Annotated in this window: 28 protein-coding genes and 1 tRNA gene; 15 read left to right on the top strand and 14 right to left on the bottom strand. The window is 65.9% G+C overall.

Annotation, left to right across the window (positions count from 1 at the left end; all coding sequences use genetic code 11):
- Positions 1-11 precede the first annotated feature (11 nt).
- From tolB to F7R26_RS15430, 6 genes are all read left to right on the top strand, one after another.
- Complete coding sequence (tolB, locus tag F7R26_RS15455; RefSeq protein ID WP_150984113.1) at positions 12-1,340, top strand: Tol-Pal system beta propeller repeat protein TolB; 1,329 nt, start codon at positions 12-14, stop codon at positions 1,338-1,340.
- A gap of 17 nt (positions 1,341-1,357) precedes the next feature.
- The gene (gene pal, locus F7R26_RS15450; RefSeq protein ID WP_193692082.1) at positions 1,358-1,873 is read left to right on the top strand and encodes a peptidoglycan-associated lipoprotein Pal; all 516 of its coding nucleotides are present in this window, start codon (positions 1,358-1,360) and stop codon (positions 1,871-1,873) included.
- Between the two features lie 18 nt (positions 1,874-1,891).
- Positions 1,892-2,650: a tol-pal system protein YbgF gene (gene ybgF, locus F7R26_RS15445; RefSeq protein ID WP_150984114.1), complete on the top strand. Its 759-nt coding sequence runs from the start codon at positions 1,892-1,894 to the stop codon at positions 2,648-2,650.
- A 150-nt stretch (positions 2,651-2,800) separates the two neighbouring features.
- Complete coding sequence (gene queC, locus F7R26_RS15440; protein WP_043348516.1) at positions 2,801-3,484, top strand: 7-cyano-7-deazaguanine synthase QueC; 684 nt, start codon at positions 2,801-2,803, stop codon at positions 3,482-3,484.
- 65 nt (positions 3,485-3,549) lie between these two features.
- Positions 3,550-4,665, top strand: a complete 1,116-nt coding sequence (locus F7R26_RS15435; RefSeq protein ID WP_150984116.1) for a YeeE/YedE family protein — start codon at positions 3,550-3,552, stop codon at positions 4,663-4,665.
- A 71-nt stretch (positions 4,666-4,736) separates the two neighbouring features.
- A tRNA-Lys gene (locus F7R26_RS15430) sits at positions 4,737-4,812 on the top strand.
- 88 nt (positions 4,813-4,900) lie between these two features.
- Here F7R26_RS15430 and F7R26_RS15425 read toward each other — a convergent pair.
- From F7R26_RS15425 to F7R26_RS15405, 5 genes are all read right to left on the bottom strand, one after another.
- Positions 4,901-6,796 (bottom strand): alpha/beta hydrolase family protein, encoded by a 1,896-nt coding sequence (locus tag F7R26_RS15425; protein ID WP_150984118.1) that lies wholly within the window; start codon positions 6,794-6,796, stop codon positions 4,901-4,903.
- Between the two features lie 45 nt (positions 6,797-6,841).
- Positions 6,842-8,008 (bottom strand): AI-2E family transporter, encoded by a 1,167-nt coding sequence (locus F7R26_RS15420; RefSeq protein ID WP_241754340.1) that lies wholly within the window; start codon positions 8,006-8,008, stop codon positions 6,842-6,844.
- A gap of 163 nt (positions 8,009-8,171) precedes the next feature.
- Positions 8,172-8,678, bottom strand: a complete 507-nt coding sequence (locus tag F7R26_RS15415; RefSeq protein ID WP_150984120.1) for a DUF3318 domain-containing protein — start codon at positions 8,676-8,678, stop codon at positions 8,172-8,174.
- Complete coding sequence (locus F7R26_RS15410; protein WP_150984121.1) at positions 8,675-9,055, bottom strand: phage holin family protein; 381 nt, start codon at positions 9,053-9,055, stop codon at positions 8,675-8,677. The genes F7R26_RS15415 and F7R26_RS15410 overlap by 4 nt, the downstream gene beginning before the upstream one ends.
- A 167-nt stretch (positions 9,056-9,222) precedes the next feature.
- On the bottom strand, positions 9,223-9,498 hold the full coding sequence (locus F7R26_RS15405) for an ElaB/YgaM/YqjD family protein (protein WP_006162945.1): 276 nt from the start codon (positions 9,496-9,498) through the stop codon (positions 9,223-9,225).
- 293 nt (positions 9,499-9,791) lie between these two features.
- Between F7R26_RS15405 and F7R26_RS15400 the strand changes: the two genes are divergently transcribed.
- On the top strand, positions 9,792-10,430 hold the full coding sequence (locus F7R26_RS15400) for a peroxiredoxin (RefSeq protein ID WP_150984123.1): 639 nt from the start codon (positions 9,792-9,794) through the stop codon (positions 10,428-10,430).
- 159 nt (positions 10,431-10,589) lie between these two features.
- Here F7R26_RS15400 and F7R26_RS15395 read toward each other — a convergent pair whose 3' ends face one another.
- The gene (locus F7R26_RS15395) at positions 10,590-11,783 is read right to left on the bottom strand and encodes an acyl-CoA dehydrogenase (protein WP_006162948.1); all 1,194 of its coding nucleotides are present in this window, start codon (positions 11,781-11,783) and stop codon (positions 10,590-10,592) included.
- A gap of 215 nt (positions 11,784-11,998) precedes the next feature.
- Here F7R26_RS15395 and F7R26_RS15390 point away from each other — a divergent pair, with 215 nt between their 5' ends.
- The gene (locus F7R26_RS15390) at positions 11,999-12,814 is read left to right on the top strand and encodes an IclR family transcriptional regulator (protein ID WP_150984124.1); all 816 of its coding nucleotides are present in this window, start codon (positions 11,999-12,001) and stop codon (positions 12,812-12,814) included.
- Positions 12,815-12,862: 48 nt separating this feature from the next.
- Here F7R26_RS15390 and kynA read toward each other — a convergent pair whose 3' ends face one another.
- Genes kynA through kynB form a run of 3 tightly spaced genes read right to left on the bottom strand, consistent with a single transcriptional unit; the run spans position 12,863 to position 15,727 of the window.
- Positions 12,863-13,738 carry a tryptophan 2,3-dioxygenase gene (kynA, locus tag F7R26_RS15385; protein ID WP_150984125.1) on the bottom strand — a complete coding sequence of 292 codons (876 nt, stop codon included), beginning with the start codon at positions 13,736-13,738 and terminating at the stop codon, positions 12,863-12,865.
- Between the two features lie 13 nt (positions 13,739-13,751).
- Complete coding sequence (kynU, locus tag F7R26_RS15380; RefSeq protein WP_150984126.1) at positions 13,752-15,008, bottom strand: kynureninase; 1,257 nt, start codon at positions 15,006-15,008, stop codon at positions 13,752-13,754.
- Positions 15,009-15,061: 53 nt separating this feature from the next.
- Entirely contained in the window at positions 15,062-15,727 is a 666-nt protein-coding gene (kynB, locus tag F7R26_RS15375) for an arylformamidase (protein ID WP_150984127.1), read from the bottom strand.
- A gap of 162 nt (positions 15,728-15,889) precedes the next feature.
- Between kynB and F7R26_RS15370 the strand changes: the two genes are divergently transcribed.
- Positions 15,890-16,372 carry an Lrp/AsnC family transcriptional regulator gene (locus tag F7R26_RS15370; protein WP_043348484.1) on the top strand — a complete coding sequence of 161 codons (483 nt, stop codon included), beginning with the start codon at positions 15,890-15,892 and terminating at the stop codon, positions 16,370-16,372.
- A gap of 13 nt (positions 16,373-16,385) precedes the next feature.
- On the opposite strand, the gene F7R26_RS15365 is transcribed toward F7R26_RS15370, so the two are convergent.
- Positions 16,386-16,850, bottom strand: coding sequence for a MarR family winged helix-turn-helix transcriptional regulator (locus F7R26_RS15365; protein WP_150984128.1), 465 nt, complete (start codon positions 16,848-16,850; stop codon positions 16,386-16,388).
- A gap of 18 nt (positions 16,851-16,868) precedes the next feature.
- The gene (locus tag F7R26_RS15360; RefSeq protein ID WP_006162962.1) at positions 16,869-17,423 is read right to left on the bottom strand and encodes a flavin reductase family protein; all 555 of its coding nucleotides are present in this window, start codon (positions 17,421-17,423) and stop codon (positions 16,869-16,871) included.
- Between the two features lie 171 nt (positions 17,424-17,594).
- Here F7R26_RS15360 and F7R26_RS15355 point away from each other — a divergent pair, with 171 nt between their 5' ends.
- The 6 genes from F7R26_RS15355 (at position 17,595) to msrA (ending at position 23,269) form a co-directional block, all read left to right on the top strand.
- On the top strand, positions 17,595-18,701 hold the full coding sequence (locus F7R26_RS15355; protein WP_150984129.1) for a peptidase M29: 1,107 nt from the start codon (positions 17,595-17,597) through the stop codon (positions 18,699-18,701).
- Entirely contained in the window at positions 18,698-19,540 is an 843-nt protein-coding gene (locus tag F7R26_RS15350) for an alpha/beta fold hydrolase (RefSeq protein ID WP_150984130.1), read from the top strand. The genes F7R26_RS15355 and F7R26_RS15350 overlap by 4 nt, the downstream gene beginning before the upstream one ends.
- A 58-nt stretch (positions 19,541-19,598) precedes the next feature.
- Positions 19,599-20,843, top strand: coding sequence for an acyl-CoA dehydrogenase family protein (locus tag F7R26_RS15345; protein ID WP_150984131.1), 1,245 nt, complete (start codon positions 19,599-19,601; stop codon positions 20,841-20,843).
- Entirely contained in the window at positions 20,840-22,393 is a 1,554-nt protein-coding gene (locus F7R26_RS15340) for a class I adenylate-forming enzyme family protein (protein ID WP_150984132.1), read from the top strand. Before F7R26_RS15345 ends, F7R26_RS15340 begins: the two co-directional genes overlap by 4 nt.
- An 84-nt stretch (positions 22,394-22,477) precedes the next feature.
- Positions 22,478-22,633 (top strand): cyclase family protein, encoded by a 156-nt coding sequence (locus F7R26_RS15335; protein WP_206702493.1) that lies wholly within the window; start codon positions 22,478-22,480, stop codon positions 22,631-22,633.
- 93 nt (positions 22,634-22,726) lie between these two features.
- A complete protein-coding gene (msrA, locus tag F7R26_RS15330; protein ID WP_150984133.1) occupies positions 22,727-23,269 on the top strand; it encodes a peptide-methionine (S)-S-oxide reductase MsrA in 543 nt (180 codons plus the stop codon).
- A gap of 16 nt (positions 23,270-23,285) precedes the next feature.
- Here msrA and F7R26_RS15325 read toward each other — a convergent pair whose 3' ends face one another.
- The 3 genes from F7R26_RS15325 to pdxH form a co-directional block, all read right to left on the bottom strand.
- Positions 23,286-24,371, bottom strand: coding sequence for a DUF72 domain-containing protein (locus F7R26_RS15325; RefSeq protein WP_150984134.1), 1,086 nt, complete (start codon positions 24,369-24,371; stop codon positions 23,286-23,288).
- A gap of 8 nt (positions 24,372-24,379) precedes the next feature.
- Positions 24,380-25,612 carry an SAM-dependent methyltransferase gene (locus tag F7R26_RS15320; protein WP_150984135.1) on the bottom strand — a complete coding sequence of 411 codons (1,233 nt, stop codon included), beginning with the start codon at positions 25,610-25,612 and terminating at the stop codon, positions 24,380-24,382.
- Between the two features lie 179 nt (positions 25,613-25,791).
- Positions 25,792-26,430: a pyridoxamine 5'-phosphate oxidase gene (pdxH, locus tag F7R26_RS15315; protein WP_150984136.1), complete on the bottom strand. Its 639-nt coding sequence runs from the start codon at positions 26,428-26,430 to the stop codon at positions 25,792-25,794.
- Positions 26,431-26,533 lie beyond the last annotated feature (103 nt).

The raw sequence follows: 26,533 nt of genomic DNA, 5'->3' as shown, positions 1-26,533 counted from the left end.
TGAGGAGCAGCATGCGAAAGCTTTGGGCCCCCCTTTGGCTGGCCGCGCGGCGGCACGGCACCCGCGCGCACGCCCTGTTTGCCGGGCTGGCGGTGGTGCTGGCGTGTTCGGCCGGCAGCGCACAGGCGCAATTGAACGTTGAAATCACCGGCGTTGGCGCCAGCCAGTTCCCCATCGCCACGGCCAACTTCCAGGGCGAAGCCCAGGCCCCGCAAAATCTCACCGCCATCATCCGCAGCGACCTGCAGCGCAGCGGCCGCTTCCGCAATGTCGACCCGGGTGGCGCCACGGTGGCGGAGTCCGCCAATGCCGACCTTGGCAGCTGGAAGGCGCGCGGCGCCGATGCTTTCGTGGCCGGCAGCGTCACACCTACCGGCAACGGCCAGTATGACGTGCGCTTTCGCCTCTACGACACCGTCAAGGGCACCAGCCTGGGTGGCTTGGCCTTCACTGTCAGCGCAAACCAGCTGCGCGTGACCGGCCACAAGATTGCCGACTATATCTACGAAAAGCTGCTGGGCGAGCGCGGCGTGTTTGCCACGCGGCTGTCCTATGTCTCGCGGGTGGGCGGGCGGTTCCAGCTGTTGATCTCGGACTCCGACGGCCAGAACTCTCAGGTGGCGCTGACCAGCAACGAGCCGATCATCTCGCCTTCATGGTCGCCGGATGGCAGCAAGGTCGCTTACGTGTCCTTTGAAGCCAAGAAGCCCGTGGTCTACGTGCACGACCTGGCGACCGGCAGGCGCACGCTGGTGTCGAACCAAAAGGGCAACAACAGCGCGCCTTCGTGGTCGCCTGACGGCCAGCGCCTGGCGGTGGCGCTGTCGCGCGACGGCAATACCCAGATCTACCAGGTTGGCGCCGACGGCTCCGGGCTCAAGCGCCTTACCCGCAGCAGCGCCATCGATACCGAGCCGCAATACGCGCCGGATGGCCGCAGCATCTACTTCACCAGCGATCGCGGCGGTGCGCCGCAGATCTATCGCATGCCAGCCAGCGGCGAAGAGGGCGGCGCGGCCCAGCGCGTGACCTTCAAGGGCAGCTACAACGTGAGCCCGCGCATTTCCCCCGATGGCAAGCAACTGGCCTATATCACCCGCAGCGGCGGCTTCAAGCTGCAGCTGATGGATCTCGGCAACGGCGATGTGACCTCGCTGACCGACACCGCCAACGACGAGGCTCCGAGCTTCGCCGCCAACGGCAAGTACATTCTTTATGCCACCCGGGTGGGAGGTCGCTCGGTGCTGGCGGCAGTGTCCACTGACGGGCGTACCCGGCAGGTTTTGTCGCTCCAGTCCGGCGAGGTTCGCGAGCCGTCCTGGGGACCATTCATGCAATAAACGAGGAGTTCCTAGCCATGACCAATATGATGACCAAAACCCTTGCCGTCGCCGCTCTGCTGGCCCTCGGCGCTTGCAGCTCCGGCGTCAAGCTGGACGATACCGCCAACGCCGGTGCCGGCAACAAGGGTACGCCTTCGACCGATGCCCGCGCCGTGGCGCCGGTGGACGTGTCGCGTGATCCGCTGAACGATCCGAACAGCCCGCTGGCCAAGCGCAGCGTGTACTTCGACTTCGACAGCTACAGCGTCAAGTCCGACTACCAGGGCATGCTGTCGGAGCACGCCAAGTACCTGGCCGCCAACAAGGGCCGCCGCATCCTGATTCAGGGCAACACCGACGAGCGCGGCACCAGCGAATACAACCTGGCACTGGGCCAGAAGCGCGCCGAAGCCGTGCGCCGCTCGCTGTCCTCGCTGGGCGTGCCGGAAACCCAGATGGAAGCCGTCAGCCTGGGTAAGGAAAAGCCCAAGGCAACCGGCCACGACGAAGCCGCCTGGGCAGAAAACCGCCGCGCGGACATCACGTACTAATCTGCGGACAGCCATCTCATGAAAGCACGCGTCTCCAAGTTGGTATTGCTTACTGCGATGTCCTGCGTCAGCCTGTTGCCGTTTGCACAGGCGCGGGCCGGCGTGTTCGACGATGACGAGGCGCGCAAAGCCATCGTCAACATGCGGGACCAGTTCAACGGTTTCCAGGCGACGGCATCGCAGCGCATCGACCAGAACAGCCGCGCCCAGCTCGACATGCAGAACCAGCTCGAAGGTCTGCGTCAGGAAGTGGCGCGACTGCGCGGCCAGAACGAGATGCTGCAGAACGAGGTGACGACGCTGCAAAAGCAGCAGAAGGACTACTACGCGGACCTGGATGCGCGCCTGAAGAAATTCGAGCCGCAACAGGTCACCGTGGATGGCCGAGAAGGGCTGTCGCAACCTGGCGAAAAGGCCGAATACGATGCCGCGCTCAAGCAGTTCCAGACCGGGGACTTCAAGGGTGCCGGCAACGTGTTCGCGGGCTTCATCAAGAAGTACCCGCAGAGCCCGTATGTGCCGCTGGCGCAGTTCTGGCTCGGCAACTCGCTGTACGCGCAGCGCGACTACCGCGGCTCGACCTCGGTGCTGCAGAACATGGTGCAGGCCTATCCGGATCACCCCAAGGTGCCGGATGCGCTGATCGCCATCGCCAACAACCAGATCGAATCGGGCCAGAAGCCCGCGGCCCGCAAGACCTTGGAGCAGGTGGTAGCCAAATACCCCGGCACCGAGGGCGCGCAGGCGGCGAGCAATCGCCTCAAGACGCTGAAGTGAGCGCCTGAGCGGGCGGGCGCTGCCAAGCAGCCCAGGTAGCAGTCAATACACCAAAGGCCCGCATACGCGGGCCTTTGGTCTTGGGCGCGCTAAAATACCCGATTCGCCTCGAATTTTGCGTGGCGCCTCCAGGCGCCGCGCCGTGCCATCATGAAAAAACGCGCTATCGTCCTGCTTTCCGGCGGCCTGGACTCCGCCACCGTCCTTGCCATGGCCAATGCGCAGGGCTTCGAGACCTATGCGTTGTCGATGCGCTACGGTCAGCGCCACTCCTCGGAACTGGAGGCCGCAAAGCGCGTGGCCGCCGCCTTGGGCGCCGTGCGCCACGAGATCATCGACCTGGACCTGCGTCGCTTCGGCGGCTCCGCGCTGACCGATGATAGCCTTGAGGTGCCTACGGACGGCGCCGTCGGCGGCATTCCGGTGACCTACGTGCCGGCCCGCAATACCATCATGCTGTCGCTGGCCCTGGGCTGGGCCGAAGCCGTCGGCGGCCGTGACCTGTTCTTCGGTGCCAATGCGGTCGACTACTCCGGCTATCCGGATTGCCGGCCCGAGTACGTGTCTGCCTACGAGGCGCTTGCCAACCTGGCCACCAAGGCCGGCGTCGAAGGCGAGCGCATCCGCGTGCACGCGCCCATCATCGACATGACCAAGGGCGAGATCATCCGCGCCGGCGTCAAGCTGGGGGTGGATTACGGCATGACGGTATCGTGCTACAAGGCTGACGACGATGGCCGGGCCTGTGGCGTGTGCGACTCTTGCCGCATCCGCCGCGCGGGCTTCGAGGCCGCTGGCGTGCCTGATCCCACCCGCTACCAGGGCGCAGCCTGACGGTTGTCGTTGCCACCAGCGCGCCTGCGCGCACCCACCCGTTCCGCTTCCCCCGCCGGACACCCATGCCCGAAATCGATATTGCCGCGCTCAGCCGTACCATACTGGCGAGCACCTTCATCCTGACCTTCCTGTTTGGGGCGGTGCTCCAGCGCACGCACTTCTGCACCATGGGTGCGGTCTCCGACATCGTCAATATGGGCGACTGGACCCGCATGCGCATGTGGGGGCTGGCCATCGGCGTGGCCATGATCGGCACCGCCGCGCTGGCTGCGGGCGGCTACATCGATCCCACCAAGACCATCTATGCCGCCAGCAAGCTCAGCTGGCTCTCCGCCCTGGTGGGCGGGCTGATGTTCGGTTTCGGCATGGTGCTGGCCTCGGGCTGCGGCAGCAAGACGCTGGTGCGTATCGGCGCCGGGAACCTGAAGTCGCTGGTGGTGTTCGTTTTCCTGGGGCTGTCGGCCTATATGACGCTGCGCGGCTTGTTTGGCGTGATTCGCGTGAACACCGTCGATGCCGTGGCGCTCACGTTGCCCACCACGCAAGACCTGCCCTCCGTGCTGGCGCACGCCAGCGGCTTGGCGCGCGCCACGCTGCAAGTCGGCATCGCGCTGGTGGTGGGCGGGGCGCTGGTGATCTGGGCGCTGGCGGGACGCGGCTTTCGCACCTTCGATAACCTGCTTGGTGGCCTGGCGGTGGGCCTGATCATCGTGGCCATGTGGTACGTGTCCGGGCACCTCGGCTATGTCGCCGAGGATCCCAATACGCTCGAGGAACTGTTTGTTGCCAGCAACAGCGGCCGCATGGAGAGCCTGAGCTTTGTCGCTCCCTATGCCTACACGCTCGACTGGCTGATGATGTTCAGCGACAAGAGCAAGGTGCTGACCATCGGCATTGTCAGCGTGTTCGGCGTGGTGGCCGGCGCCGCTGCGTACGCACTGGTGACCCGCACCTTTCGCTGGGAAGGCTTTGGCAATGCCGAGGACGTCGGCAATCATCTGGTGGGTGGCGTCCTGATGGGCGTGGGCGGCGTGACCGCGCTGGGCTGCACCATCGGCCAGGGGCTATCAGGCGTATCCACGCTGGCGATCGGCTCGTTTATCGCGCTGGCCGGCATCCTGATTGGCTCGGTGCTGGGCTTCCGCTACCAGATATGGCGCCTTGAGCGCATGATCTAGCACGAGTAGTTCGTGTTCAAAGGTTGACTTTAGGGCCAAGATATTCCTATAATCGCGGCTTCAGTTTTTCCGGGTCGTTAGCTCAGTCGGTAGAGCAGCGGACTTTTAATCCGTTGGTCGCGTGTTCGAGTCACGCACGACCCACCAGCATTGCGAAAAGGCGTAGCGGGCAACCGCTACGCCTTTTTTGTTTCATGTGCCCGCGCCTGATGTTCGGGCGCGGAGCATTCGCAAATCAGCCTTCCCTGGCCAGATGCCTGGCGAGAAACGCTTCCATGGCTTCGTAGAAGTCGAAGGTGTTTTCCTCGTTGTGGAAGCCGTGGCCCTCGTTTTCCTTTAACAGGTATTCCACATCCACGCCGCGCGAGCGCAGCGCCTGGACGATCTGGTCGCTCTCTGCCTGCTTGACGCGCGGATCGTTGGCGCCTTGCGCCACCAGCAGCGGCGTGCGGATCTTGTCCGCGAAGAACACCGGCGAGGCATCGTGCAGGGCTTGGCGCTCGGCTTCCACGTTGGGGTTGCCGACCATCTCGTACAGCATGTCCAGCATCGGTTTCCAGTACGCGGGAATGGTCTCCAGCAGCGTGAACAGGTTCGATACGCCGACATAGTCGATGGCCGCGGCGTAGCGCTCCGGCGTGAAGGCCACGCCCGCCAGCGTTGCATAGCCGCCATAGCTGGCGCCGTAGATCGCGATGCGCTTGGGGTCCACGATGCCTTGCGCGACGAGCCAGTCGACGCCGTCGTCGATATCGTGCTGCATGGCCTTGCCCCACTGCTTGAAGCTCGCCTCCCAGAATGCGCGACCGTAGCCGGTAGAGCCGCGGAAGTTGATCTGCAGCACGGCATAGCCGCGATTGGCCAGCAGCTGCACCTCGGGGTTGAAGCCCCATACGTCGCGCGTCCACGGGCCGCCGTGCGGGTTGACCACCAGCGGCAGGCCCCGCGGCGCAGGCTCGCCCGCGCTGGCCACCGGCAGCGTCAGGTAGCCGTGGATCTGCAGGCCGTCGCGCGAGGTGAAGCGGATTGGCTGCATGCCGGCCATGTCGGCTTCATCCAGCCAGGGCTGCACCTTGCCTAGCGTGACCAGCTTTTGCGTGCCGCTGTCGTACAGGAAGCGCGTGCCGGTGGTCTTGTCGCTCGACGCGGAGACGATCATGCGGGTCTCAATGCGCGTGATGCTGGTGACGTGGTGCTCGTAGCCCGGCAGTTGCCGCTCCAGGTCGGCATGGATCTGCTCGGCGTGGGCGTCGAAGAAATGGCGGTGCGTCTTCCAGTCGGTGTACCAGGCGGCGGTCAGCACGCGGCGATGCCGCGAGTAGGACAGGCCGCCGACATCGACGTCATCGTGCTCGAAGACCAGGCGGCCTTCCTTGGCGGTCTGCGGATCGAATTCGAATATCGCCGTCTTGTCGCGGCCGCGATTCGACTGCACATACAGCTGCTTGTCGTCGAAGGTGAAGAACAGCGGCGAGACCGTCTCGCGGAAGTCGGTGGTCAGGATCGGGCGGAAAGGCTCGTCCTCGGTATCGCGGTAGAGCAGGGTGGTGTTCACGCCGTCGCTGGCGGTGGCTACCCGCAGGCGGCCTGCGTGGTCGGTGCCCCAGCTCATCACGTTGCCCGGGTTTTCCGCGATCTGCACGGACTCGCCCGTGACGACATCGACGCGCAGCACGTCGAATACCTCCGGGTCGCGCTTGTTGTGCGACAGCAGGATATGGCGGTCATCGTCCTCGAGATCGTCGATGATCTCCGCGCGCACGCCCGGATACGGGGTCAGGTCGACTGGTTCGCCGCCGTCGATGGGCACCGACAGCACGTGGAAGTTCTCGTCGCCGCCAAAGTCCTTCGCATACAGGATGTGCGCGTTGCCTTTCCAGGTGTGGAAGGGCAGGTCGCGCTCGCTCTCGTGGGTCAGCGGCCGGGCTTCGCCCAACACGTTGCCTTCGGTGTCGATGGCCTGCACGAAGACGTTCTGTCGGCCCTGGTGCCGGGCAAGGAAGGACAGGTGGCGGCCATCCGGCGAGATCGAGAACTGGGAACGGTCCGGTTTGCGGAACAGTTCACGCACGCCGTAGTGCTTTACCTTTGCCGGCGCCTGCGCACCGGATGATGGTTTGTCTTGACGCAATGCTCACTCCTTGGTGTGTTTGGGGCCGGCAAACGGCGACGCGGCTCAGTCCGTGCGCGCCGCCTCGGGGCCCGGTGCCTGGGCGCTGGCTTGCCCGCTTGCGCCTGTGGACGGTGCGGGCGGCGTCGGGTCCTTGTCGTGCGTGGCGTCCCGGCGCTCGATTTCTTCCCGCGTGGACGTGGACAGGTCCCAGCTAGCGATAAACAGCGCGGCGATCAGCGGGCCAATGACGAAGCCGCTCAACCCGAACAGCGCCATGCCGCCCAGCGTGGAAATCAGCACCACCCAGTCGGGCATGCGGGTGTCCTTGCCGACCAGGATAGGGCGCAGCACGTTGTCCACCGCGCCGATCACCACCGCGCAGAAGCCGATCAGGATGGAGCCCTTGCCCACGTCGCCGGTCAGCAGGAAGTAGATCCCCACCGGTCCCCAGATCAGTGCGGCGCCCACCGCGGGCAGCAGCGACAGGAAGCCCATCAGCACACCCCACAGCAGCGAGCCCTGGATGCCGAGGAACCAGAAGGCCAGGCCGCCCAGCGCGCCTTGTACCGCGGCTACGGCGATGTTGCCCTTGACGGTGGCGCGAGCCACGGTGGTGAACTTGCGCAGCAGGTGCTGCTTGTGCGGCTCGCTCAGCGGAATCGCCCGCATGATGATCTTGGAGAGTTGCGGGCCATCGCGCAGCAGGAAGAACAGCAGGTACAACATCACGCCAAAGCTGACCACGAACTGGAATGTGTTCTGCCCGATGCTGAGCGCCTGCGCGGCGATGATCTGGCTGGCCTGGGCGGCCCCCGCGGTGAGCTTTTGCTGCAGGTCGCTGATATCGGTCAGGCCGAAGCGGTCCAGCACCCTTGTCACCGACGGCGGCAGGGCGTGCAAGGCTTGCTGGAAGTAGGCGCCAAAATTCAGCTGGCCGGACTTGATCTGCTGGTAGACGGTGCTGCCTTCCTGGATCAGGGCGCCGGTGACAAAGATCAGCGGCAGCACGACGATCAGCAGGCATAGCGTCAGCGTGGTCAGCGATGCCAGGTTGCGTCGGCCGCCCATGCGCCGGGTCAGCCAGTTGTTGGGCGGCGTGAAGATGATGGCCAGGATGGCGCCCCAGAACACAGCGCCGAAGAAAGGTCGCAGGACGAAGCAGAAGGCTATCGACACGACTGCCAGCAGCAGGTAGAACGCCTTTTGCTGCATTTCCACTCGTTGGGTCATTGCGCTGTCACCTTGCGTCGAAAAAGCGTTGGGGAGCGCGCCGCGATGGTGGTGTACGACGGCTCGCCGTGGCGAGTGGCGCTGATTGCCTTCATTGCCGTATGGCAGGCCCTCGGTAGGCAAGGCCGGCGCAGGTGGCAGCCTTGCATGGCGTATCGCGGTGCTAACGCACCAGCGGGTCGCGGAACCCTGTGTCGACGGTGTCGGACGGCGCCTTGCGGGCATCCTGGGCGGGGCTTTTCTGAAAAGTCTCATAGGCCCAGTAGCCGGCTGCGGCCAGCGCGCCGAACTTGGACAGCTTCCATCCCCAGCGCAGTACCGGGGTCTTGCGCAGCAGCGGCAGCGCCAGGGACACGGCTGAGCTGAGCAGCGGGTAGTCCTTGGCGAGTCCAAGCAGCTTGAGCCAGGAGGCGGGCCGGGTCATGCGCGGCAGCCAGGTGCTGAAGCGGCCGAGGCGGGTCGCGCTGCCACGGACGTGATGGAGCGCCTGGGCGCAGTCGTAGCGCTCAAGCGCGGCGCGCGTGATCAGCAGCTCCTTGCGAATGGCAAGGGGCAGGCGCACTTCCCGTGAGAAACGTACTGGACGCTGGTGCGAGCGAGGCGCTTTGGCGGTGGATGCGGTGCCGGCCGCGTTGTCGGCCGGCTCGCCTGGGGTGTGTGGTGTGCTCATCGGCGCAGGATCTCCCGGTCTTTGTCGATCTCGGCCAGCGTCGCTTCGAACAGGGGCGGGGCATTGCGCACCAGATGGCGGGCAACCGCGAGGCAGATTGCGCAGGCGGCCAGGTATAGCGCAACCAGCACGCCCAGGGCCTGCCAGCGGTAGGTGTCCCAGAACACGATGGCGATCAATACGGTCAGCGTCACCATGGCCAGGCCAAAGAACACCAGGCCGAAACAGGCCAGCAAGGCCATCTTCATCAGCCGGGAGCGTTCTTCCGCGAGTTCGACGCTGGCAAGTTCAAGGCGAGTCTGCACCATTGCCACCAGTGATCCTGCCAGGCTGCGCAGGGCATCCATAAACTTGGGGGAAGAGGTGGGGTCGCTCATTCAATTCCGGCGAAGGCGTGCAGCGGCGAAGCGCTGCACCTGCTGCAGACGGGGAGCCCCGCCAGCGCGGGACCGCTGGCGGGGCGTTGCCCGGCACTGCGCCGCGACATGTGGCGGCCCAGGTGCAAGGCGTTCGGGTTCATGCGCGAGGCCTGCGGCCTGGCGAATTACTTGCGGTTCAGCAATAGGCCGATCAGCAGGCCGACGCCGGCGGCAACGCCGACTGCGCGCCACGGATGGTCATGGACGTAGTCATCGGTGGCACGTGCAGCCGCCTTGCTCTTGGTGACCACGGCGTCCTGAAGGTCTTGGGCCTTTTCTTTGGCTTGTTTCAGCAGGCCCATGCCGCGCTCACGCAGTTCGGCAGCTTTCTCGCCTGTGGTCGAGGCCGCTTGCTTAAGCAGTTCTTCGGCATCGGACAAAACGGTCTTGACATCGCTCATCAGTTTCTCCTGTTGCGGGCGGTGGTTTCGGATTGTGACATTTTGCCTTCCCCGCACGTTGTCGGGCAGCTTCTCGCCCTCTTTACTAGCATATGCGGGGAACCGCCGTGGTTTCAACACCACGAGTCCGACACAGCATGTAGGACTGTGACGCAGGACAAAGGTCTTAACAAAGGTCTTAACAAAGGTCTTACTACAAAAAGGTGATTTTGTAGTGACTTTATATTCGTTTGGGTTGGATCGCAATCGGACTAGAGTGGTTCCACCCTATTTTGCCTCTTGAGGAGACCCGCATGACTCTACGTCTCGGTGACATCGCACCGGATTTCGAACAGGATTCCAGTGAAGGCCCGATTCGCTTTCATGAATGGCTGGGCGACAGTTGGGGCGTGCTTTTCTCGCACCCGGCCGATTTCACACCGGTCTGCACGACCGAACTCGGCCTGACGGCGAAGCTGAAGGGTGATTTTGCCAAGCGCAATGTCAAGGTCATCGCACTGTCGGTCGACCCTGTCGAGTCCCATCGAGAGTGGATCAAGGATATCAACGAGACCCAGGGTACCACGGTCAATTTCCCCATCATCGCCGATGGCGAGCGCAAGGTTTCCGAGCTGTACGACATGATTCACCCCAATGCGAACGCGACCTTGACGGTGCGCTCGCTGTTTGTGATCGACCCGGAAAAGAAGGTGCGGCTGACCATCACCTACCCGGCCAGCACCGGGCGCAACTTCAATGAGATCCTGCGGGTGATCGATTCGCTGCAGCTCACTGACAGCCATAGCGTTGCCACGCCGGGCAACTGGCAGGACGGCGAGGATGTGGTGATTGTGCCCTCGCTGAAGGACGAGGACGTGATAAAGCAGAAATTTCCGAAGGGATACAAGGCCGTGCGGCCTTACCTGCGGCTGACGCCGCAACCCAACAAGTAAGCAAGCAGCCGGCCGGGGCGCGTAGCGCCGGGCCGGCGGACCGGTGTTGTACAACGATGGGCTCGCCCGTCGTCTCTCCTTGGTAGTGTGCTTGGCCCGGCTTCGCAGCCGGGCCTTTTTATTTCTTGCGGGAGAGCGGGCGGGCCCGGGCGGCGTGCCTTAGAAGAACGCCTGGATGCCGGTCTGGGCGCGGCCCAGGATCAGCGCGTGGATGTCATGGGTGCCTTCGTAAGTGTTGACCACTTCGAGGTTGACCACGTGACGGATCACGCCGAACTCGTCCGAGATGCCGTTGCCGCCGAGCATGTCGCGCGCCACGCGGGCGATGTCCAGCGACTTGCCGCAGGAATTGCGCTTCATGATCGAGGTGATTTCCACCGCAGCGGTGCCTTCGTCCTTCATGCGGCCCAGGCGCAGGCAGCCTTGCAGGCCCAGCGTGATCTCGGTCTGCATGTCGGCCAGCTTCTTTTGCACCAGCTGGTTGGCGGCCAGCGGGCGGCCGAACTGCTTGCGGTCCAGCGTGTACTGGCGCGCGGTGTGCCAGCAGAACTCGGCGGCGCCCAGGGCGCCCCAGGCGATGCCGTAGCGGGCAGAGTTCAGGCAGGTGAAGGGACCCTTCAGGCCGGACACGCCCGGCATCAGGTTTTCTTCCGGCACGAACACCTGGTCCATGACGATTTCGCCGGTGATCGAGGTGCGCAGGCCGACCTTGCCGTGGATGGCCGGTGCCGACAGGCCCTTCCAGCCCTTTTCGAGGATAAAGCCGCGGATCGCTTCCTTGCCGTCGTCACCGACCAGCTTGCCCCACACGACGAAGACGTCGGCGATGGGCGAGTTGGTGATCCACATCTTGGCGCCGGACAGCTCATAGCCGCCTGCCACCTTCTTGGCGCGCGTGATCATGGAGCCCGGGTCGGAGCCGTGGTTTGGCTCGGTCAGGCCGAAGCAGCCAATCCACTCGCCGGTCGCCAGCTTAGGCAGGTATTTCTGTTTTTGTGCTTCGCTGCCGAATTCGTGGATGGGCACCATCACCAGCGACGACTGCACGCTCATCATCGAGCGATAGCCCGAATCCACCCGCTCCACTTCGCGCGCGATCAGGCCGTAGGCCACGTAGTTCAGGCCGGGGCCGCCGTATTCCTCGGGAATGGTGGGGCCGAGCAGGCCCAGCTCGCCCATCTCGCGGAAGATCTCGATGTCGGTCTTTTCATTGCGGAACGATTGCAGTACGCGCGGGGCGAGCTTGTCCTGGCAATAGGCCAGGGCGGCGTCGCGCACCATGCGCTCGTCGGCGCTCAGCTGGTCGTCCAGCAACAGCGGGTCAGCCCAGTGGAATTCGGCGTTGGCAGCCATGTAGGTCTCCTTCGGTAGTGCAGGTCTAGTGCAGATCGGGATGGGCGGCCTCGCGAGCCAACCCTGAATTCAGGAAGTATCGGCGCATTCCGCGGTCCGCCGTGGTGCTTTTGCGGTTCCGCATTGCGGAACTTTGTTCCGATGATGTAGTATATCGCAATGCGCGATCCATGCAATAGGCCGCGCTGCCTCCATCCAATCCGCGGAGATCACTTTTGGCCACTGAATCGCAAGCCACGCCTGCGGCGGATGCCGCCAGCGCCACACCGCGCGAGAGCGATCCCAATTTTGTTGCCGCGCTGGCGCGCGGCCTTGAACTGCTGCGTTGCTTTCGCACTGGCGAGTCGATGCTGGGCAATCAGGATTTCGTGCGCCGCACGGGCTTTCCCAAAGCCACGGTGAGCCGGCTGGCCGGCACGCTGGTGCAACTGGGCTACCTGCGCTACGACGATAGCCTGGGCAAGTACGCACTCGATGCCGGCGTGCTGGCGCTAGGCTATTCCTACCTGTCCGCGTCCAATGTGGTGACGCTGGCACGCCCGCACATGCTGGCGTTCGCCCAGGCTTATGGGGTGTCGGTCTCGCTGGGCAAGCGCGAACGCATGGAGGTGATCTATCTTGAGTCGATCCGCAATGATGCGGGCGTGATGCTGGGACTGGGCGTGGGGTCGCGGCTCTCGCTGGTATCGAGCTCCATGGGCCGCGCTTACCTGGCGGCTTTGCCGGCAGCCAAGCGCGAACGGGTGCTGGCGGAGTTTGCCCAGGCCTATCCCGAACAGTGGAAAACCCAGGAGGCAGCCATGCGCGCCACGGTGGAGCAGGCGTCGACCCTGGGCTATGCGGCGTCGTTCCGCGATTGGCACCCGGCCATCCATGCATGCGCGGTGGCATTCCGTCCGGTGGGGGAGAAGGAGCTGCACATGCTGAGTTGCAGTGCGTCCTATGGCTCGGTCGAGGAAGCGGTGTTCCACGACAAGCTGGCGCCGGCCTTGCGCGCGCTGGCGGCGCGGCTGTCGGACCCGGCGCTCTGAAGCGACGCGACACCGGCCTTGGCCGGTGCCGCGTCCGCTTTTGCCCGCTTACAGATCCGTGCGCAGCTTCCACAACTCCGGGAACAGCACCACGTCGAGCATCTTGCGCAGGTAGCTGACGCCTTCGGTGCCGCCGGTGCCGCGCTTGAAGCCGATTACGCGTTCCACGGTGGTGACATGGCGGAAGCGCCACTGCCGGAACGCATCTTCCAGGTCGACGAACTTCTCGCCGAGTTCATACAGTTCCCAGTGCGCCTCGGGCTTGCGATAGACCTCCAGCCATGCCGCTTCCACCGAGGCGTTTTCGCCGGCTGGCTTGGTCCAGTCCCGCTCGATGCAGGCCGCATCGATGGCAAAGCCGCGCCGCGCCATCAGGCGGATCGCTTCGTCATACAGCGACGGCGTGCGCAGGGCTTCTTCCACCAGTGCCAGGTGTTGCGGCTGATGCGCATGCGGGCGCAGCATGGCTGCGTTCTTGTTGCCGAGGATGAACTCGATCTCGCGGTACTGGAACGATTGGAAACCAGACGACATCCCGAGGTAAGGGCGCATCGCCGAGTACTCCGGCGGCGTCATCGTCGCCAGCACGCTCCACGCCTGCACCAGTTGCTCCATGATGCGCGAGACTCGCGTGAGCATCTTGAAGGCAGGCGGCAACTGGTCCTGGCGCACGCATTCGCGCGCGGCGCGCAGTTCGTGCAGCGCCAGCTTCATCCACAGCTCGCTGGTCTGGTGCTGCACGATGAACAGCATCTCGTTGTGCTCGGGCGAGAGCGGATGCTGGGCGTTGAGAATCTGGTCCAGCGCCAGGTAATCGCCGTAGCTCATGTCCTTGGCGAAATCCATCTGGGCGTCGTGCCAGCTGGCATCGCTGGTTTCGGTGGCGCCTGCGCCCGACATCGGGCATCCCTTGTGGTTGCTCATGGCGTGCTCCTGCTCAGGTCACCAGGCCGCGCGTCTGGTGACGCTCGGCCTTGTAGGTGCCGCTGTCGAGCACGTCGCGCAGGATTTCCACCGCATCCCAGACTTCGGTGAAGCTGGTGTATAGCGGCGTGAAGCCAAAGCGCGCGATGCGCGGCTCGCGGTAGTCGCCGATCACGCCGCGCTCGATCAGGGCTTGCACCAGGGCAAAGCCGTCCGGATGGGCAAAGCTCACATGGCTGCCGCGGCGCGCATGGGCGCGCGGGGTCACCAGTTCGAGCGGGTGCGCGGCGCAGCGTGTTTCCACCAGTGCGATGAAGAGGTCGGTCAGCATCAGCGACTTGGCGCGTAGCGCTGCCATGTCGGTCTGGGCGTAGATTTCGAGCCCGCATTCGACCATGGCCAGCGAGGCAATGGGCTGGGTGCCGCACAGGAAGCGCGCTACGCCTTCGCGCGGGCGGTAGCCGGGTTCCATCGCGAACGGCGCTGCGTGGCCCCACCAGCCGGACAGCGGTTGCCAGAAGGCATCGCGCAGCGAGGGCGCGACCCACAGGAAGGCGGGCGAGCCGGGGCCGCCGTTGAGGTACTTGTAAGTGCAGCCGACCGCGTAGTCCGCACCCGATGCCTTGAGCGCCACGGGCACCGCGCCGGCCGAGTGGGCCAGGTCCCACACCGTGAGCGCGCCGCGGGCATGCGCCATCTCGGTCACGCTGGCCATGTCGAGCATTTCGCCGGTCTTGTAGTTGACATGGGTCAGCATCAGCACGGCGGTGTCGGCGTCCACCGCCGCATCGATCTCCTCGGGCGCATTCACCAGGCGCAGCGAATAGCCTTGCTGCAGCAGGTCGGCCAGCCCCTGTGCGATGTAGAGGTCGGTGGGGAAGTTGCTGGCTTCCGATACGATCACCTTGCGCTTCGGGTCGCGGGTCTGCTGCACGCGCAGCGCGGCTGCCAGCACCTTGAACAGGTTGGAGGAGGTGGTGTCGGTCACCACGACTTCGTCCTCGCCGGCGCCGACCAGCGGTGCCAGCATATTGCCCAGGCGCTGGGGCAGTTCGAACCAGCCGGCCGTGTTCCAGCTGCGGATCAGGCCCGTGCCCCATTCCTCGCTCACCACTTGGGCGGCGCGTGCCGCGGCGCTGCGCGGGCGCGCGCCCAGCGAGTTGCCATCGAGGTAGATCACGCCTTGCGGGAGCGCGAACTGGTCGCGCAGGTGGCGCAGCGGATCTTCTTGGTCGAGGGCGAGGCATTGCTCGCGAGTCAGTGCGGTCATGTGTGAGAGGTTTCCTGGGGGAAGGTTGGGTTCGGGTCGTTCAGTGCGGTCGTTCAGGCCAGGCTGCGCAGCACGGCACGCACCGGGCTTGCATCGAGTCCGGCAAAGCGCAGGGGCAGGGCAATCAGTTCGTAGTCGGCCTCTGCCACGGCATCGAGCACCAGGCCTTCGAGGATGGCCAGGCGATGCCGGCGCACCATGTTGTGCGCGGCCATGGTCTTGGATTCCTGCGGGTCCAGCGAGGGCGTGTCGATGCCGACCAGCATCACGCCGTGCTCTGCGAGCAACGCGATGGTTTCCGGCGCGACCGCGCAGAAGTCCGGGTCCCACGTCGCCAGCGGCGCTTGCTGGTAAGTGCGCAGCAGCACACGCGGCGGTACACCTGCCAGCGCATGTTCGATGTGGCGAGGCTCGACCAGCGGGGCCGCACCAATGCAATGGATCACCCGGCACGGGCCGAGGTAGGGCGCCAGGTCCACCGCCCCGATGGGCGCGCCGTCGGCGGCGTAGTGCAGCGGCGCATCGGCATGGGCGCCGGTGTGGGGCGACAAGGTGATGCGCCCGACATTGACGGGGCAGTGGGCGTCGATCTGCCAGTTGCGCTCGAGCTGGAACGGCGTGTCGCCCGGCCACACCGGCGTGTCGGGCGAGAGCGCGGGGCTGATGTCCCAGAGCTGGCGCGGCCTATCGTTGGTATCGGGGGTGGGGCGGTTCGTCATCGGGGGCTGACGCCTGGGAGCGGCGTTCCAAGGCTCTTCATGGAGCGGATGACGGCATGATAGTCAATATTACGGACAAGAGGCTTGCGAAATGACCGGTGGATTCCATTGGTTTTCGCATAGAATTTCATCTATGAAGAGAATCATGGAAGAATCTGCGAAATGAACCTGGATCCCATAGATTTGCGCATCCTGACCTGCCTCCAGGAGAACGGGCGCATCAGCAACCAGGACCTGGCCGACCGCGTGGCGCTGTCGCCTTCGGCCTGCCTGCGGCGGGTGCGTTTGCTGGAGGAGGATGGCGTGATCGGCGGCTACCGGGCGTGGTTCGACGCCGAGCGGCTCGGCCTGGAACTGGAGGCGATCGTGCAGGTGTCGATGCGCCCCGAAACCGAGGGCTGGCACGATACCTTCAACGCGGCGGTGCAATCCTGGCCTGAGGTGGTGTCGGCCTACATCATCACCGGCGACAGCAATTACATCCTGACCGTGCAGGCGCGCAACCTCAAGCACTACTCGGATTTCATCGTGAACCGGCTCTACCGCACGCCGGGCGTGATGGATATCCGCTCGAACATCGTGCTGCAAAGGATCAAGACGGATGGCTCGCCGCTGGCGGTCGTCAAGGGCGAGCCGCGGCCCTGAGGCCTGTCGGCACTTAGCGCGGCGCGTGCAGCGCGATCAGGCGGCGCAAGGTGTCCTTGAGCTGGTTGCCCTGCGCGACGCCAAAGTCATCCAGCACTTGTTGCTCATGGGCGGCGGCCTGGTCGAGCAGGGCGCGGGCGCGGCCGCGGCCGCGCGCGGTGATCGATACCAGCGCATGGCGGCGGTCCAGGGCGCCGTTGCGCCGCGTGACGAGGCCGTCTGCGGCCATGCGATCGATCAGCTTGGTCAGGGTGGGCTGCTTGGTGAGCGTGATATCGGCCAGTGCGCCGATGGTGCAGTCTGGCCGGTCGGCCAGCGTGGCCAGCACGCGCCATTCGGGCACGGAGAGCCCGGCTGCCTCGACCTGCCGGTGGAACTCGCCCGACACAAGGTGGCTGGCCCGCGCCAGCAGATAGGGCAGGTAGCCGTCTACAAAAGCGTCTGGGGCCGCCGGGGCCGGCTTGGGCGAATCCTTCATGGCTGCTGCGCCCGGACTTCAGTCCGTCAGCGGATCGGTGGTGGCAAAGCGGCCATCGTGGAACACCAGCGGGTTGCCCGCGTTGTCGTGCACGCCACAGCGCTCCACCTCGCCCACGAAGATGACGTGGTCGCCTTCGTCGTAGCGGCTGCGGTTGTGGCATTCGAACCAGGCCAGCGCGTTGGCCAGGATCGGCAAGCCGTTCTCGGACAGGCGGTAGTCGACACCCGCGAAGCGGTCGCCCTTGAGCGTGGCGAAGCGCTGGCACAGGTCCAGTTGCGAGGCCGACAGCACATTGATGATGTAGTGCGAGCCGTCGCGGAACATCGGCAGGCTGTTGGCGCGCGTGGCCATGCTCCACAGCACCAGCGGCGGATCGAGCGAGACCGAGTTGAACGAGCTGGCGGTAATGCCCACGAACGGCGCGCCCGGCGGCGAGCCGGGGCCCGCGCGGGTGGTGATCACCGTCACGCCGGTGGCGAACTGGGACAGCGTGCGCCGGAAGTGCAGCGTATCGAAATCGGGAGAAGCGGCCTTGCCGATGATGCTTGGCGTGGCCTCAGGCATGCCCATAGCGCGGGCTCCACTGGGATCCATGAAATTTCATATATTATTTGCGCCAGCGACAAGAATCACAAGCACAAAGCTAATGCGTCCGGCGGGAGGCATCGGTGGGCTGGCGCACCAAGGCCACCCCCCCGGGACCCTGCCAGGATCGCAGCAGATCGCACCAGGAGGAGACCTATGCTCATCGAGCAAATCGAACACCGCTGGCTGGCGGCTTTTCGGCGCACCCTTGAACTGTGCGCCCTGTCCGCCCAGGAAGTGGTTGGGATTGTAACGGAGTCCCAATCCCGACGCGTCAATGTGGAGTTGGCGGAACTGGCGGTGCAAGCGCTGGGCGCCACGCCCGTGCGCATCCGGGTGCCGTCCCCGGCGCTTGCCGCGCCCGCGCCCGTGCGTTCCACCGGCGCCAGCGATGCCTTGCAGCAACTCGCCCCGGTGGTGGCCGCCTTGCAGCGCTGCCACCTGGTGATCGATTGCACCGTGGAGGGCCTGCTGCATGCGCCCGAACTCCCGCTGATCCTCAAAGGCGCCGATGGCATCGTGCCGCGCCTGCTGATGGTCAGCAACGAACATCCCGAGATCCTGGAGCGCTGCCTGCCCGATCCAGCGCTGGAGAGCAGCGTGCGAGCGGCCATGAAACGGTTGCGTGGCGCAGGCGAGATGCGCGTGCATTCGGCTGCCGGCACCGAGCTGCGCGTCGGGCTCGCAAGCGCGCGCGTAGGCGGCGTCTGGGGCTACTGCAACAAGCCGGGCCAGGTCGCGCACTGGCCGGGCGGCCTGTGCCTGGCCTTTCCCGCCGGCGGGCAGGTCAACGGCACGCTGGTGCTCGCCCCGGGCGACGTCAACCTGACCTTCAAGACCTACCTGCGCGACACCATCGTCTGCCATATCGAGGATGACTACATGGTCGGCATCGAAGGGCAGGGCATGGACGCCGACATGATGCGCGGCTACTACGCGGCGTGGGCCGACCGCGAAGGCACGCGCGACGCCTACGCGGTTTCGCACGTGGGCTGGGGCTTGAACCCGCAGGCCCGCTGGGATGCGATGACGTTCTACGACAAGCGCGACTGCAACGGCACGGAGCTGCGCGCCTTTGCCGGCAACTTTCTCTACTCCACCGGCGCCAACGAGGTCGCCGGCCGCCATACGCTGGGCCACTTCGACCTGCCGCTGCGCAACTGCACGATCACGCTCGACGGCGTGGGCGAGGTGAACGAAGGCCGGCTCGCCGGTCCGGCCACGCCCGAAGCGGCCCATGCAAACAACAAGGCAAGCGCATGAACGAGAACCTGAATCCTGACACTACCCAGCCCCATCCCCAGACCCATGCCAATGGCATCTCCACCATCGCGCAGGGCACCGGTCCCGTGGCTGTCGTGATGCTGCATGGCATCGGCGGCGGCAAGGCCGCGTGGCCGGCGCAGTTCGCTGCGCTGGTGCAAGCGGGCTATCGCGCGGTGGCCTGGGACATGCCTGGCTACGGCGACAGCGCCATGATCGATCCCTGTGATTTCGCCGGGCTGGCGCAAGCCTTGCAGCCGGTGCTGCAGGCCGAGCGCGATGCGGGCCGGCGCGTGGTGCTGCTAGGCCATAGCATGGGCGGCATGGTCGCGCAGGAAGCTTATGCAGCCATGCCAGGGCTGATCGACGCCATGGTGCTGTCCGGCACGTCGCCCGCATTCGGCAAGGCCGATGGCCAGTGGCAACGCGACTTCGTGGCCGCGCGCACGGCGCCGCTCGATGCCGGCAAGACCATGGCGCAGATGGCCAGCGGGCTGGTGCGCGCCATGGTCGCACCGCAGGCCGAGCCGCGCGCGGTGGCGTTCGCCACCAGCGTGATGGCGGCCGTGCCGCCCGAGACCTATCGCGCCGCTTTGCAGGCGCTGGTGCGCTTTGACCGGCGCGAAGTGCTGGCGCGCATCACCGTGCCGGTGCTGGTGCTGGCCGGCGAGCACGACGCTAACGCCGCGCCCGCCGTGATGGAACGCATGGCGCAGAAGATCGCTGGCGCCGAGTACCTGTGCCTGCCCGCGGTGGGCCACCTGGCTTGCATGGAGCGCCCGGCGGATTTCAATGCCGCCGTGCTCGGCTTCCTGGGGCGGCATTTCCCGCTGCACTGAATCCACAAGAACATCGAGGCATCGCCACGCGCGTGGCCGATGCCCGGGAGACACGATCATGCCACTGGACTTCATTCCCGCAGTCGGCAGTGCCGATTTCACCGAGGCGCAGGAGCGCCTGCTGACGCTCGCCAACCGGCTCGGCCGCGAGCGCTTTGCCCCGCGCGCGGCGCAGTGGGACCGCGAGGCCAGCTTTCCCTTTGCCAATTATGATGATTTGCGCGAGGCCGGCCTGCTGGCCTTGTGCGTGCCGCGCGAGTTCGGCGGAGAGGGCGCGGACTTCGCCACGTATTGCATGGTGGGCGCGGAGATCGGCCGCTTCTGTGGCGCCACCGCGCTGACCTACAACATGCACATCTGCTCCACCATGTGGACCGGCATGCTGGCCGACGGCATCGCCATGACGCCCGAGCAGCGCGCCGAGCACGAGGCCCGGCGCGAGCTGCACTTTGCGCGCGTGGTGAAGGACGGCGCGATCTACGCTCAGCCCTTCTCGGAGGGCTCGGCCGCCGCAGCCGGGCGCGCGCCCTTCGGCACCAGCGCGCGCAAGGTCGAGGGCGGCTGGGTGCTCAATGGCCGCAAGATCTTTGCGTCGCTGTCGGGCGCGGCGGACTACTACGGCATCCTCTGCACGGAGGAGTGCGCGGACCATTCGCCCGATATGCGCGACACGCTCTACATCGCGGTGCCGGGCAAGGCCGAAGGCCTCACCGTGACCGGCGAGTGGGACCCGATGGGCATGCGCGGCACGGTGTCGCGCACGCTGTTGCTCAAGGATGTGTTCGTCGCCGACCAGGAGCAGCTGATGCCGCGGGGCGTCTATTACAAAGCGGCGCAGACCTGGCCAGCCATGTTCTTCACGCTCTCGCCGACCTATCTCGGCGTGGCGCAGGCCGCGTACGACTTCACTGTGCAGTACCTGCGCGGCGAAGTGCCGGGCCAGCCGCCGGTAAAGCGCCGCATGTATCCCACCAAGCAGATCGCCGTGGCGCAGATGCGCATCCAGCTGGAGAACATGCGCTCGATCTTCTGGCGCGTGATTCATGAAGCCTGCGCCAGCCCGGGGAAGGATGCGCGCATGCGGCTGTACGCTGCGCACTACAGCGTGATGGAAGGCGCCAACGACATCGCCCGGCTGGCGATCCGCACCTGCGGCGGCCAGTCCATGCTCAAGGACCTGCCGCTGGAGCGGCTCTATCGCGATTCGCGCTGCGGCGCGCTGATGCTGCCCTGGACCGCCGAGCTGATCCTGGACCGCATGGGGCGCGAGACCCTGTACGAGTCCGGCGAGCGCGACGAATGAACGAGCGCGCCAACCGGCTGTTCGCCGGCACGCCGGAGCCGGGCGCGCTGCTGCGCACGCTGCATGCGCATGTCAGCGCCGCGCCCCTGCGCCCGGCGCTGCATAGCCTTGGCCATACCATCGACTACGGCAAGCTGTGGCGCCGCGTGGAGCGCGTCTGCGCGCACCTGGCCGGCACCTGGGGCGTGCAGCCGGGCGATCGGGTGGGCACGCTGTGCCTGAACCACGATCTGCAGCTCGCCATCCTGTTCGCGTGCGCAAGGCTCGGGGCCATCTTCGTGCCGCTGAACTTCCGGCTGGCCGTGCCGGAGCTGGGCGCCATCGCCGCGCATGCGGGCATACGCGTGCTGTTCCACGATGCGCCGCACGCGCAGGCTGCGGCGGCGGTGGCAGCGGCCCTGCCGGAGCCTGCCGCGCGGGCGCCGATCGATAGCCTGATCGACCGGCCGGCGCCGCTGGACACGCCCCTGCCGCGGCCATCGCAGCCGCCCGGCGAGGCGCCGCTGCTGCTGGTCTACACCTCCGGCTCCACTGGCCATCCCAAGGGCGCGCTGCACACGCAGGCCGGCTTGCTGGCCAACGCGCGCGCGAGCTGGTGGGCGCACGGCATGACGCGGGACGACCATGTCTTGTCCGTGCTGCCGCTGTTCCATGTGGGCGGCCTGTGCATCCAGACGCTGCCGGCATTGCTGGCCGGGGCGCAGGTGACGTTGCACCAGCGTTTCGCGCCGGATGCCTGGCTCGATGCGTGCGCGCAGGCGCAGCCCACGCTGTCGCTGATGGTGCCAGCCACGCTGCGCGCGGTGCTGGAACATCCCGGCTGGCCAGGCGCGGATCTGTCATCGCTGCGCGGCGTGATGGCTGGCTCCTCGCCGATTCCCCGCACGTACATCGATGCCTTCCATGCGCGCGGCGTCGCGCTCGGGCAGGTTTACGGCGCTACCGAGACCGGTCCCGTATCGGTTGTGCTGCGCCTGGACCAGGCCAAGGCCAGGCCCGGCTATGCCGGCTGGCCCCAGCCGGAGGTGCAGGTGCGGCTAGCCGATGCACAAGGCATTGCGGTCGCCGACGGCGAAGTGGGCGAGCTCTGGCTCGCGGGCGCCAACCTGATGCAGGGCTACTGGCGGCAGCCTGAGCATCCGGATTTCCGCGATGGCTGGTTCCGCTCCGGTGACCTTGCGCATCGCAATGCCGATGGTTGCATCGAGGTAGTCGGGCGCAGCAAGGACATGATCATCTCGGGCGGAGAGAACATCTATCCGGCCGAGATCGAGAACGCGCTGCTGGGCCTGCCTGGCGTGCAGGATTGCGCGGTGGTGGGGCTGCCGGACGCGCGCTGGGGTGAGGTGCCGGTTGCCGTCGTGGTGCCTGCCGATGGCGCGGACCGCGACGCGCTGGCGCCAGAGGCGCTGCGTGAAACGCTGGCGCTGTCGATTGCACGGTTCAAGCTGCCGCAGCGGGTGGTGCTGGTGGACAGCCTGCCCAGGAGCGCGCTTGGCAAGGTGCTCAAGCCACAGTTGCGCGCGATGGTGGCGGCGTCGTTGCGCTAGCGTCCGGCTGGCCTTGCAGAGCCTCGGCCAGGAACGCCACGAACGCGCCCACCGCCCGACAACTACATCCCGGTCCATGCTTATTTGCTGGCGCGGCAGGGCGCACCGATCATCGAGCTGGTGAACCTGGAGGCCCTGTCGCGCGAGCGCGTCTACCAGTTCGCTTTTATCGGCGCCTCATTGAAGTTCCGCGGGGCCGATGCCGCACCGATCCGGCCGGTCGCCGCGCCGATCCGTTAGGCGCGGCGTCCATGGCAGTCTCCGGCGGCGCGGCGGGCGGTGAACGAGTATGCTACCTATAGTCATGAATAGTCATGAGCCGGAGAGATAAAGATGGACAACGAGCATGAGATTGCCACGCTGGGCGGGGGGTGCTTCTGGTGCCTGGAAGCGGTGTACCAGCAAGTCAAGGGCGTACGGGCCGTGGAGTCGGGCTATACCGGCGGCCACGTGAACCATCCGACTTACGAACAGGTGTGCGGCGGCGACACCGGGCACGCCGAAGTGGTGCGCGTGACTTTCGATCCCACGGTGATCAAGTACCGCGAGATCCTGGAGATCTTCTTTGCCATCCACGATCCCACCACCCTTAACCGGCAAGGTAACGATGTCGGCACGCAGTACCGCTCGGTGATCTTCACCAACACGGAGCCGCAGCGCGCCATGGCCGAGTATGTGATGCGGGAGGTGGCGGAGCAAAAACTCTACGATGCGCCGCTGGTGACGCAGATCGAGCCCACGCAACCGTACTGGCGCGCGGAGGAAGGCCATCAGAATTACTTCCAGAATCACCCGAACCAGGGCTATTGTTCGTTCGTGATATCACCCAAGCTGGCCAAGTTCCGGCAGAAGTTCGCGCATCACCTGAATCGCTGATGCGCCAGGCCTGCGCTCAGCTTGCTTCCAGCCGCTCGGCAATGGCCTCGGCCAGCCGCACGCAAGTCAACGGCGCCGAGCCTTCCGCCTTGTTGCTGACGATCACATAGGCGGGCTGGCCCGCGCGCAGCGTGCGCACCACCTGCTCGGCGATCACCGCACGGGTATGCGGGTCTTCGTCGATCAGCCGGTCAAATGGCGCGTAGCGGGATTCGGCTTGCTCGTAGGCAAAGCCCGCATGCAACATCCACCGCAGCACCAGCGGTCCGGGTGCGCCCTCGTCCATGAGTGCTTGTGCCGGCAGTTGCCGCTCGGCCGGCGGCATGCGCTCGCGCGCGGACAGGCAGAAACGCACGCCGCGTGCGCGCAGCAGCTTGATGAAGCGCGGCGTGAGCAAGGCGGCATCGCGCAGTTCCACGGCGTAGCAGGCGTGCGGTGTCGTGGCGGCGTCGAGCGCGGGCAGGGCGCCCAGGAAGGCGTCGAGCCGCGACAGGAAGCCGGCGCTGTCGGTAGCCATCGCGCCTAGCGGGGAAAGCTGGAACAGCAGCGGTCCGCACTTGGCGCCGAGGCCCGCGCTGGCCGGCACGACGAAATCGCGCGCGGCGATCTCGGCATCGAGGAAGCTGGCGTTGGCCAGCCGGCCGGCGCCCTCGGACGTGCGCAGCCACGGATCGCAAATGCTGGCAGGTGCCTTGACCAGGAAGCGGAAGTGCGCGGGCACCTGAGCCGCGTAGGCAACGTAGTCGGCAAGCGGGATCGGCGCGTAGAACCCGCGATCGATGCCGGCGGCACGCAGCAGGGGATGTTGCGAGTAGGCGGCCAGGCCTTTGCGCGAGAGCAGGCTGTCGGTGTACTCCCCCTGGTAGACCAGGCCGTTCCAGCCGCCATAGGACCATGACGATGTGCCGAGATGCAGCCCGGCCGGCAGGCGTGCGGCCAGCGCAAGCAGGGCAGGGTCCGGGGGCGGCGCCAGCACACTCTTGCCGCGCGATGGCTTGGCGGCGGCGGCTACGGTCGGGGAGGCGCCGGCAAGCGGTGCGGCATTGCCGGCAGCGGCCACCCCTGGCGGCTCCAGCAGGCCGCCGAACAGGTCTTCAGTCAAGCCGATTTTCAGTCAAGCGATTTGTCGTAGATGTAGCGGCGCGACCAGGGCAAGCTCTGCGACGAGAGGCCGGCCTTGTGGCAAACCACCTGGTAGATCGACATCTGGTCGGTATCGAAGGCATGGCTGCAGCCTGCCAGGTAGACGCGCCAGATGCGGTATTTCTTCTCGCCCACCATGGCGCGGATGGTATCACCCTGCGCTTCGAAGTTGTCCGCCCAATGTTGCAGCGTGCGCCGGTAGTGGCCGCGCATCAACTCCACATCGGTGGCCTCCAGGCCGCCGCGCTGCAGGGTGTTGAGCACCATGCCGATGTGCGGCAGTTCGCCCTGCGGGAACACGTAGCGGTCCATGAACTCAGAGCCGTCCATGGGCGTGGCGCCGCTGTCGGGGTCGGGCGACGTGATGCCGTGGTTCATGGCGAAGCCATCATCGGCGAGCAACTCGCGCATGTGGCCGAAATAGGCGGGCAGGTTGTCCTTGCCGACGTGCTCGAACATGCCGACGCTGGTGATGCGGTCGAAGGTGCCGGCCGTGTCGCGGTAATCCTGCAAACGGATCTCGACGCGGTCGGACAGGCCCGCCTGCCTGACGCGTTCGGTTGCCAGGTCGAACTGGTTTTGCGACAGCGTGATGCCCACGCAGCGCGCACCGAACTTCTCCGCCGCGCGGATGACCAGCGCGCCCCAGCCACAGCCGATGTCGAGCAAGGTCTGTCCGGGCTGCAGCTGGATCTTGGTCAGGATGTGGTCGATCTTCTTGCGCTGGGCGGTGGCAAGGTCCTCGTTGCCATGCTCGAAGTAGGCGCACGAGTACACCATGCCCGGGTCCAGCCAGAGCCGGTAGAACGCGTTGGATACGTCGTAGTGATACTGGATCGAGGCCTTGTCCGCCGCCTTGGTGTGGGCGAAATGCTGGGCCACCCGTGCCAGTGCGCCACCGGCCTGCGCGCTGGCGGCAGCCGAGAAGCGGTAAGCCACGGCGATGATGTCGCTAAGCGTGCCGTCCAGGTCGATCTTTTCCTGGACATAGGCTTCGCCGAGATTGTCGAGGCTGGGCGTGAGCAGCAGGGGCAGGGCACCCGCCTCGCGTATGGTCAGGGTCACCGCGGGATGTTCGAAACGGCCGAGCGGATACTCGTTGCCGTTCCATAGCCGCAGCCTCACAGGGAGATTGGCCCGGTCGCGCAGATCGGCGATCCAGTGGTCCAGTTGCTTGTCCAGTGCTTGCTTGAAAAACATGCGGCCTCCCTCCTGATGGTTGCGGCACACTCCTCGAACTACAGCACAGGGCAGGCGGGGCCTGCTCCTGGTGGCCGCCTCCTCGCAAAACCGGAAAGCGCCCCTGACTTACTTTACGACAATTCCTAATTTTGTGCAGTGCGCGGCCTCGGCAACCGGCGGCACCGCGCTCATGGCGCTCAGGGCGACAGACGCACGATTTGCCAGCCGCCGTCCGGCGCCAGGCGGTAGGCGATCCGGTCGTGCAGGCGCGACGGGCGTCCCTGCCAGTACTCGATGCAGGTCGGCACCAGCCGGTATCCACCCCAGTGCGCTGGCCGCGGCGGGTTATCGCCGAACTTGGCGCGGAAATCCGCTTCGCGCTGCTCCAGCACCGTGCGGTCCGCCACCTCGCGGCTCTGCTCCGAGGCCCATGCCCCAAGGCGCGAGCCGAGCGGTCGCGTCGCGTAGTAAGCATCGCTCTCGCTATCGGTAACTTTTTCAACGCGCCCTTCCACGCGCACCTGGCGCTCCAGTTGCACCCAGTGGAACAGCAGGGCCGCGCGCGGGTTGGCGGCAAGGTCCAGGCCCTTGCGGCTTTCGTAGTTGGTGAAGAACGTAAAGCCCTGGGTGTCCATGGCCTTGAGCAGCACAATGCGTGCCGAGGGCTGGCCGTCGGCGTCGACGGTGGCCAGCGTCATGGCATTGGGTTCCGGGAGCTTGGCGTGGATGGCTTCATCGAACCAGCGCTGGAACTGGCTGATGGGATCGGACGCCACGTCGGATTCGGACAGCGATCCGAGTACGTAGGTGCGGCGGAGGTCGGCGAGTTGGGTCATGTCGGATCAGGTATCGAGTCAGCAGGCCGCGCGCGTGGCAAGCATGCACGGCGCCGGCGGCCTGTCTGATTTGAGTATAGCGAAAGCGCAGCGGACCGCATTT

The sequence above is a fragment of the Cupriavidus basilensis genome (assembly GCF_008801925.2).
Classification (GTDB): domain Bacteria; phylum Pseudomonadota; class Gammaproteobacteria; order Burkholderiales; family Burkholderiaceae; genus Cupriavidus; species Cupriavidus basilensis.
Note: the sequence above shows the minus strand (reverse complement) of the source record. Positions and strands in the feature narration are given on the sequence as shown.

What these genes read in the sequence shown, in the direction of transcription:
- tolB (WP_150984113.1), top strand. Translation starts at nt 12, where the DNA reads ATGCGAAAGCTTTGGGCCCCCCTTTGGCTGGCCGCGCGGCGGCACGGC.
- pal (WP_193692082.1), top strand. Translation starts at nt 1,358, where the DNA reads ATGACCAATATGATGACCAAAACCCTTGCCGTCGCCGCTCTGCTGGCC.
- ybgF (WP_150984114.1), top strand. Translation starts at nt 1,892, where the DNA reads ATGAAAGCACGCGTCTCCAAGTTGGTATTGCTTACTGCGATGTCCTGC.
- queC (WP_043348516.1), top strand. Translation starts at nt 2,801, where the DNA reads ATGAAAAAACGCGCTATCGTCCTGCTTTCCGGCGGCCTGGACTCCGCC.
- F7R26_RS15435 (WP_150984116.1), top strand. Translation starts at nt 3,550, where the DNA reads ATGCCCGAAATCGATATTGCCGCGCTCAGCCGTACCATACTGGCGAGC.
- F7R26_RS15420 (WP_241754340.1), bottom strand. Translation starts at nt 8,008, where the DNA reads ATGACCCAACGAGTGGAAATGCAGCAAAAGGCGTTCTACCTGCTGCTG.
- F7R26_RS15415 (WP_150984120.1), bottom strand. Translation starts at nt 8,678, where the DNA reads ATGAGCACACCACACACCCCAGGCGAGCCGGCCGACAACGCGGCCGGC.
- F7R26_RS15410 (WP_150984121.1), bottom strand. Translation starts at nt 9,055, where the DNA reads ATGAGCGACCCCACCTCTTCCCCCAAGTTTATGGATGCCCTGCGCAGC.
- F7R26_RS15405 (WP_006162945.1), bottom strand. Translation starts at nt 9,498, where the DNA reads ATGAGCGATGTCAAGACCGTTTTGTCCGATGCCGAAGAACTGCTTAAG.
- F7R26_RS15400 (WP_150984123.1), top strand. Translation starts at nt 9,792, where the DNA reads ATGACTCTACGTCTCGGTGACATCGCACCGGATTTCGAACAGGATTCC.
- F7R26_RS15395 (WP_006162948.1), bottom strand. Translation starts at nt 11,783, where the DNA reads ATGGCTGCCAACGCCGAATTCCACTGGGCTGACCCGCTGTTGCTGGAC.
- kynA (WP_150984125.1), bottom strand. Translation starts at nt 13,738, where the DNA reads ATGAGCAACCACAAGGGATGCCCGATGTCGGGCGCAGGCGCCACCGAA.
- kynU (WP_150984126.1), bottom strand. Translation starts at nt 15,008, where the DNA reads ATGACCGCACTGACTCGCGAGCAATGCCTCGCCCTCGACCAAGAAGAT.
- kynB (WP_150984127.1), bottom strand. Translation starts at nt 15,727, where the DNA reads ATGACGAACCGCCCCACCCCCGATACCAACGATAGGCCGCGCCAGCTC.
- F7R26_RS15370 (WP_043348484.1), top strand. Translation starts at nt 15,890, where the DNA reads ATGAACCTGGATCCCATAGATTTGCGCATCCTGACCTGCCTCCAGGAG.
- F7R26_RS15365 (WP_150984128.1), bottom strand. Translation starts at nt 16,850, where the DNA reads ATGAAGGATTCGCCCAAGCCGGCCCCGGCGGCCCCAGACGCTTTTGTA.
- F7R26_RS15360 (WP_006162962.1), bottom strand. Translation starts at nt 17,423, where the DNA reads ATGGGCATGCCTGAGGCCACGCCAAGCATCATCGGCAAGGCCGCTTCT.
- F7R26_RS15355 (WP_150984129.1), top strand. Translation starts at nt 17,595, where the DNA reads ATGCTCATCGAGCAAATCGAACACCGCTGGCTGGCGGCTTTTCGGCGC.
- F7R26_RS15350 (WP_150984130.1), top strand. Translation starts at nt 18,698, where the DNA reads ATGAACGAGAACCTGAATCCTGACACTACCCAGCCCCATCCCCAGACC.
- F7R26_RS15345 (WP_150984131.1), top strand. Translation starts at nt 19,599, where the DNA reads ATGCCACTGGACTTCATTCCCGCAGTCGGCAGTGCCGATTTCACCGAG.
- F7R26_RS15340 (WP_150984132.1), top strand. Translation starts at nt 20,840, where the DNA reads ATGAACGAGCGCGCCAACCGGCTGTTCGCCGGCACGCCGGAGCCGGGC.
- msrA (WP_150984133.1), top strand. Translation starts at nt 22,727, where the DNA reads ATGGACAACGAGCATGAGATTGCCACGCTGGGCGGGGGGTGCTTCTGG.
- F7R26_RS15320 (WP_150984135.1), bottom strand. Translation starts at nt 25,612, where the DNA reads ATGTTTTTCAAGCAAGCACTGGACAAGCAACTGGACCACTGGATCGCC.
- pdxH (WP_150984136.1), bottom strand. Translation starts at nt 26,430, where the DNA reads ATGACCCAACTCGCCGACCTCCGCCGCACCTACGTACTCGGATCGCTG.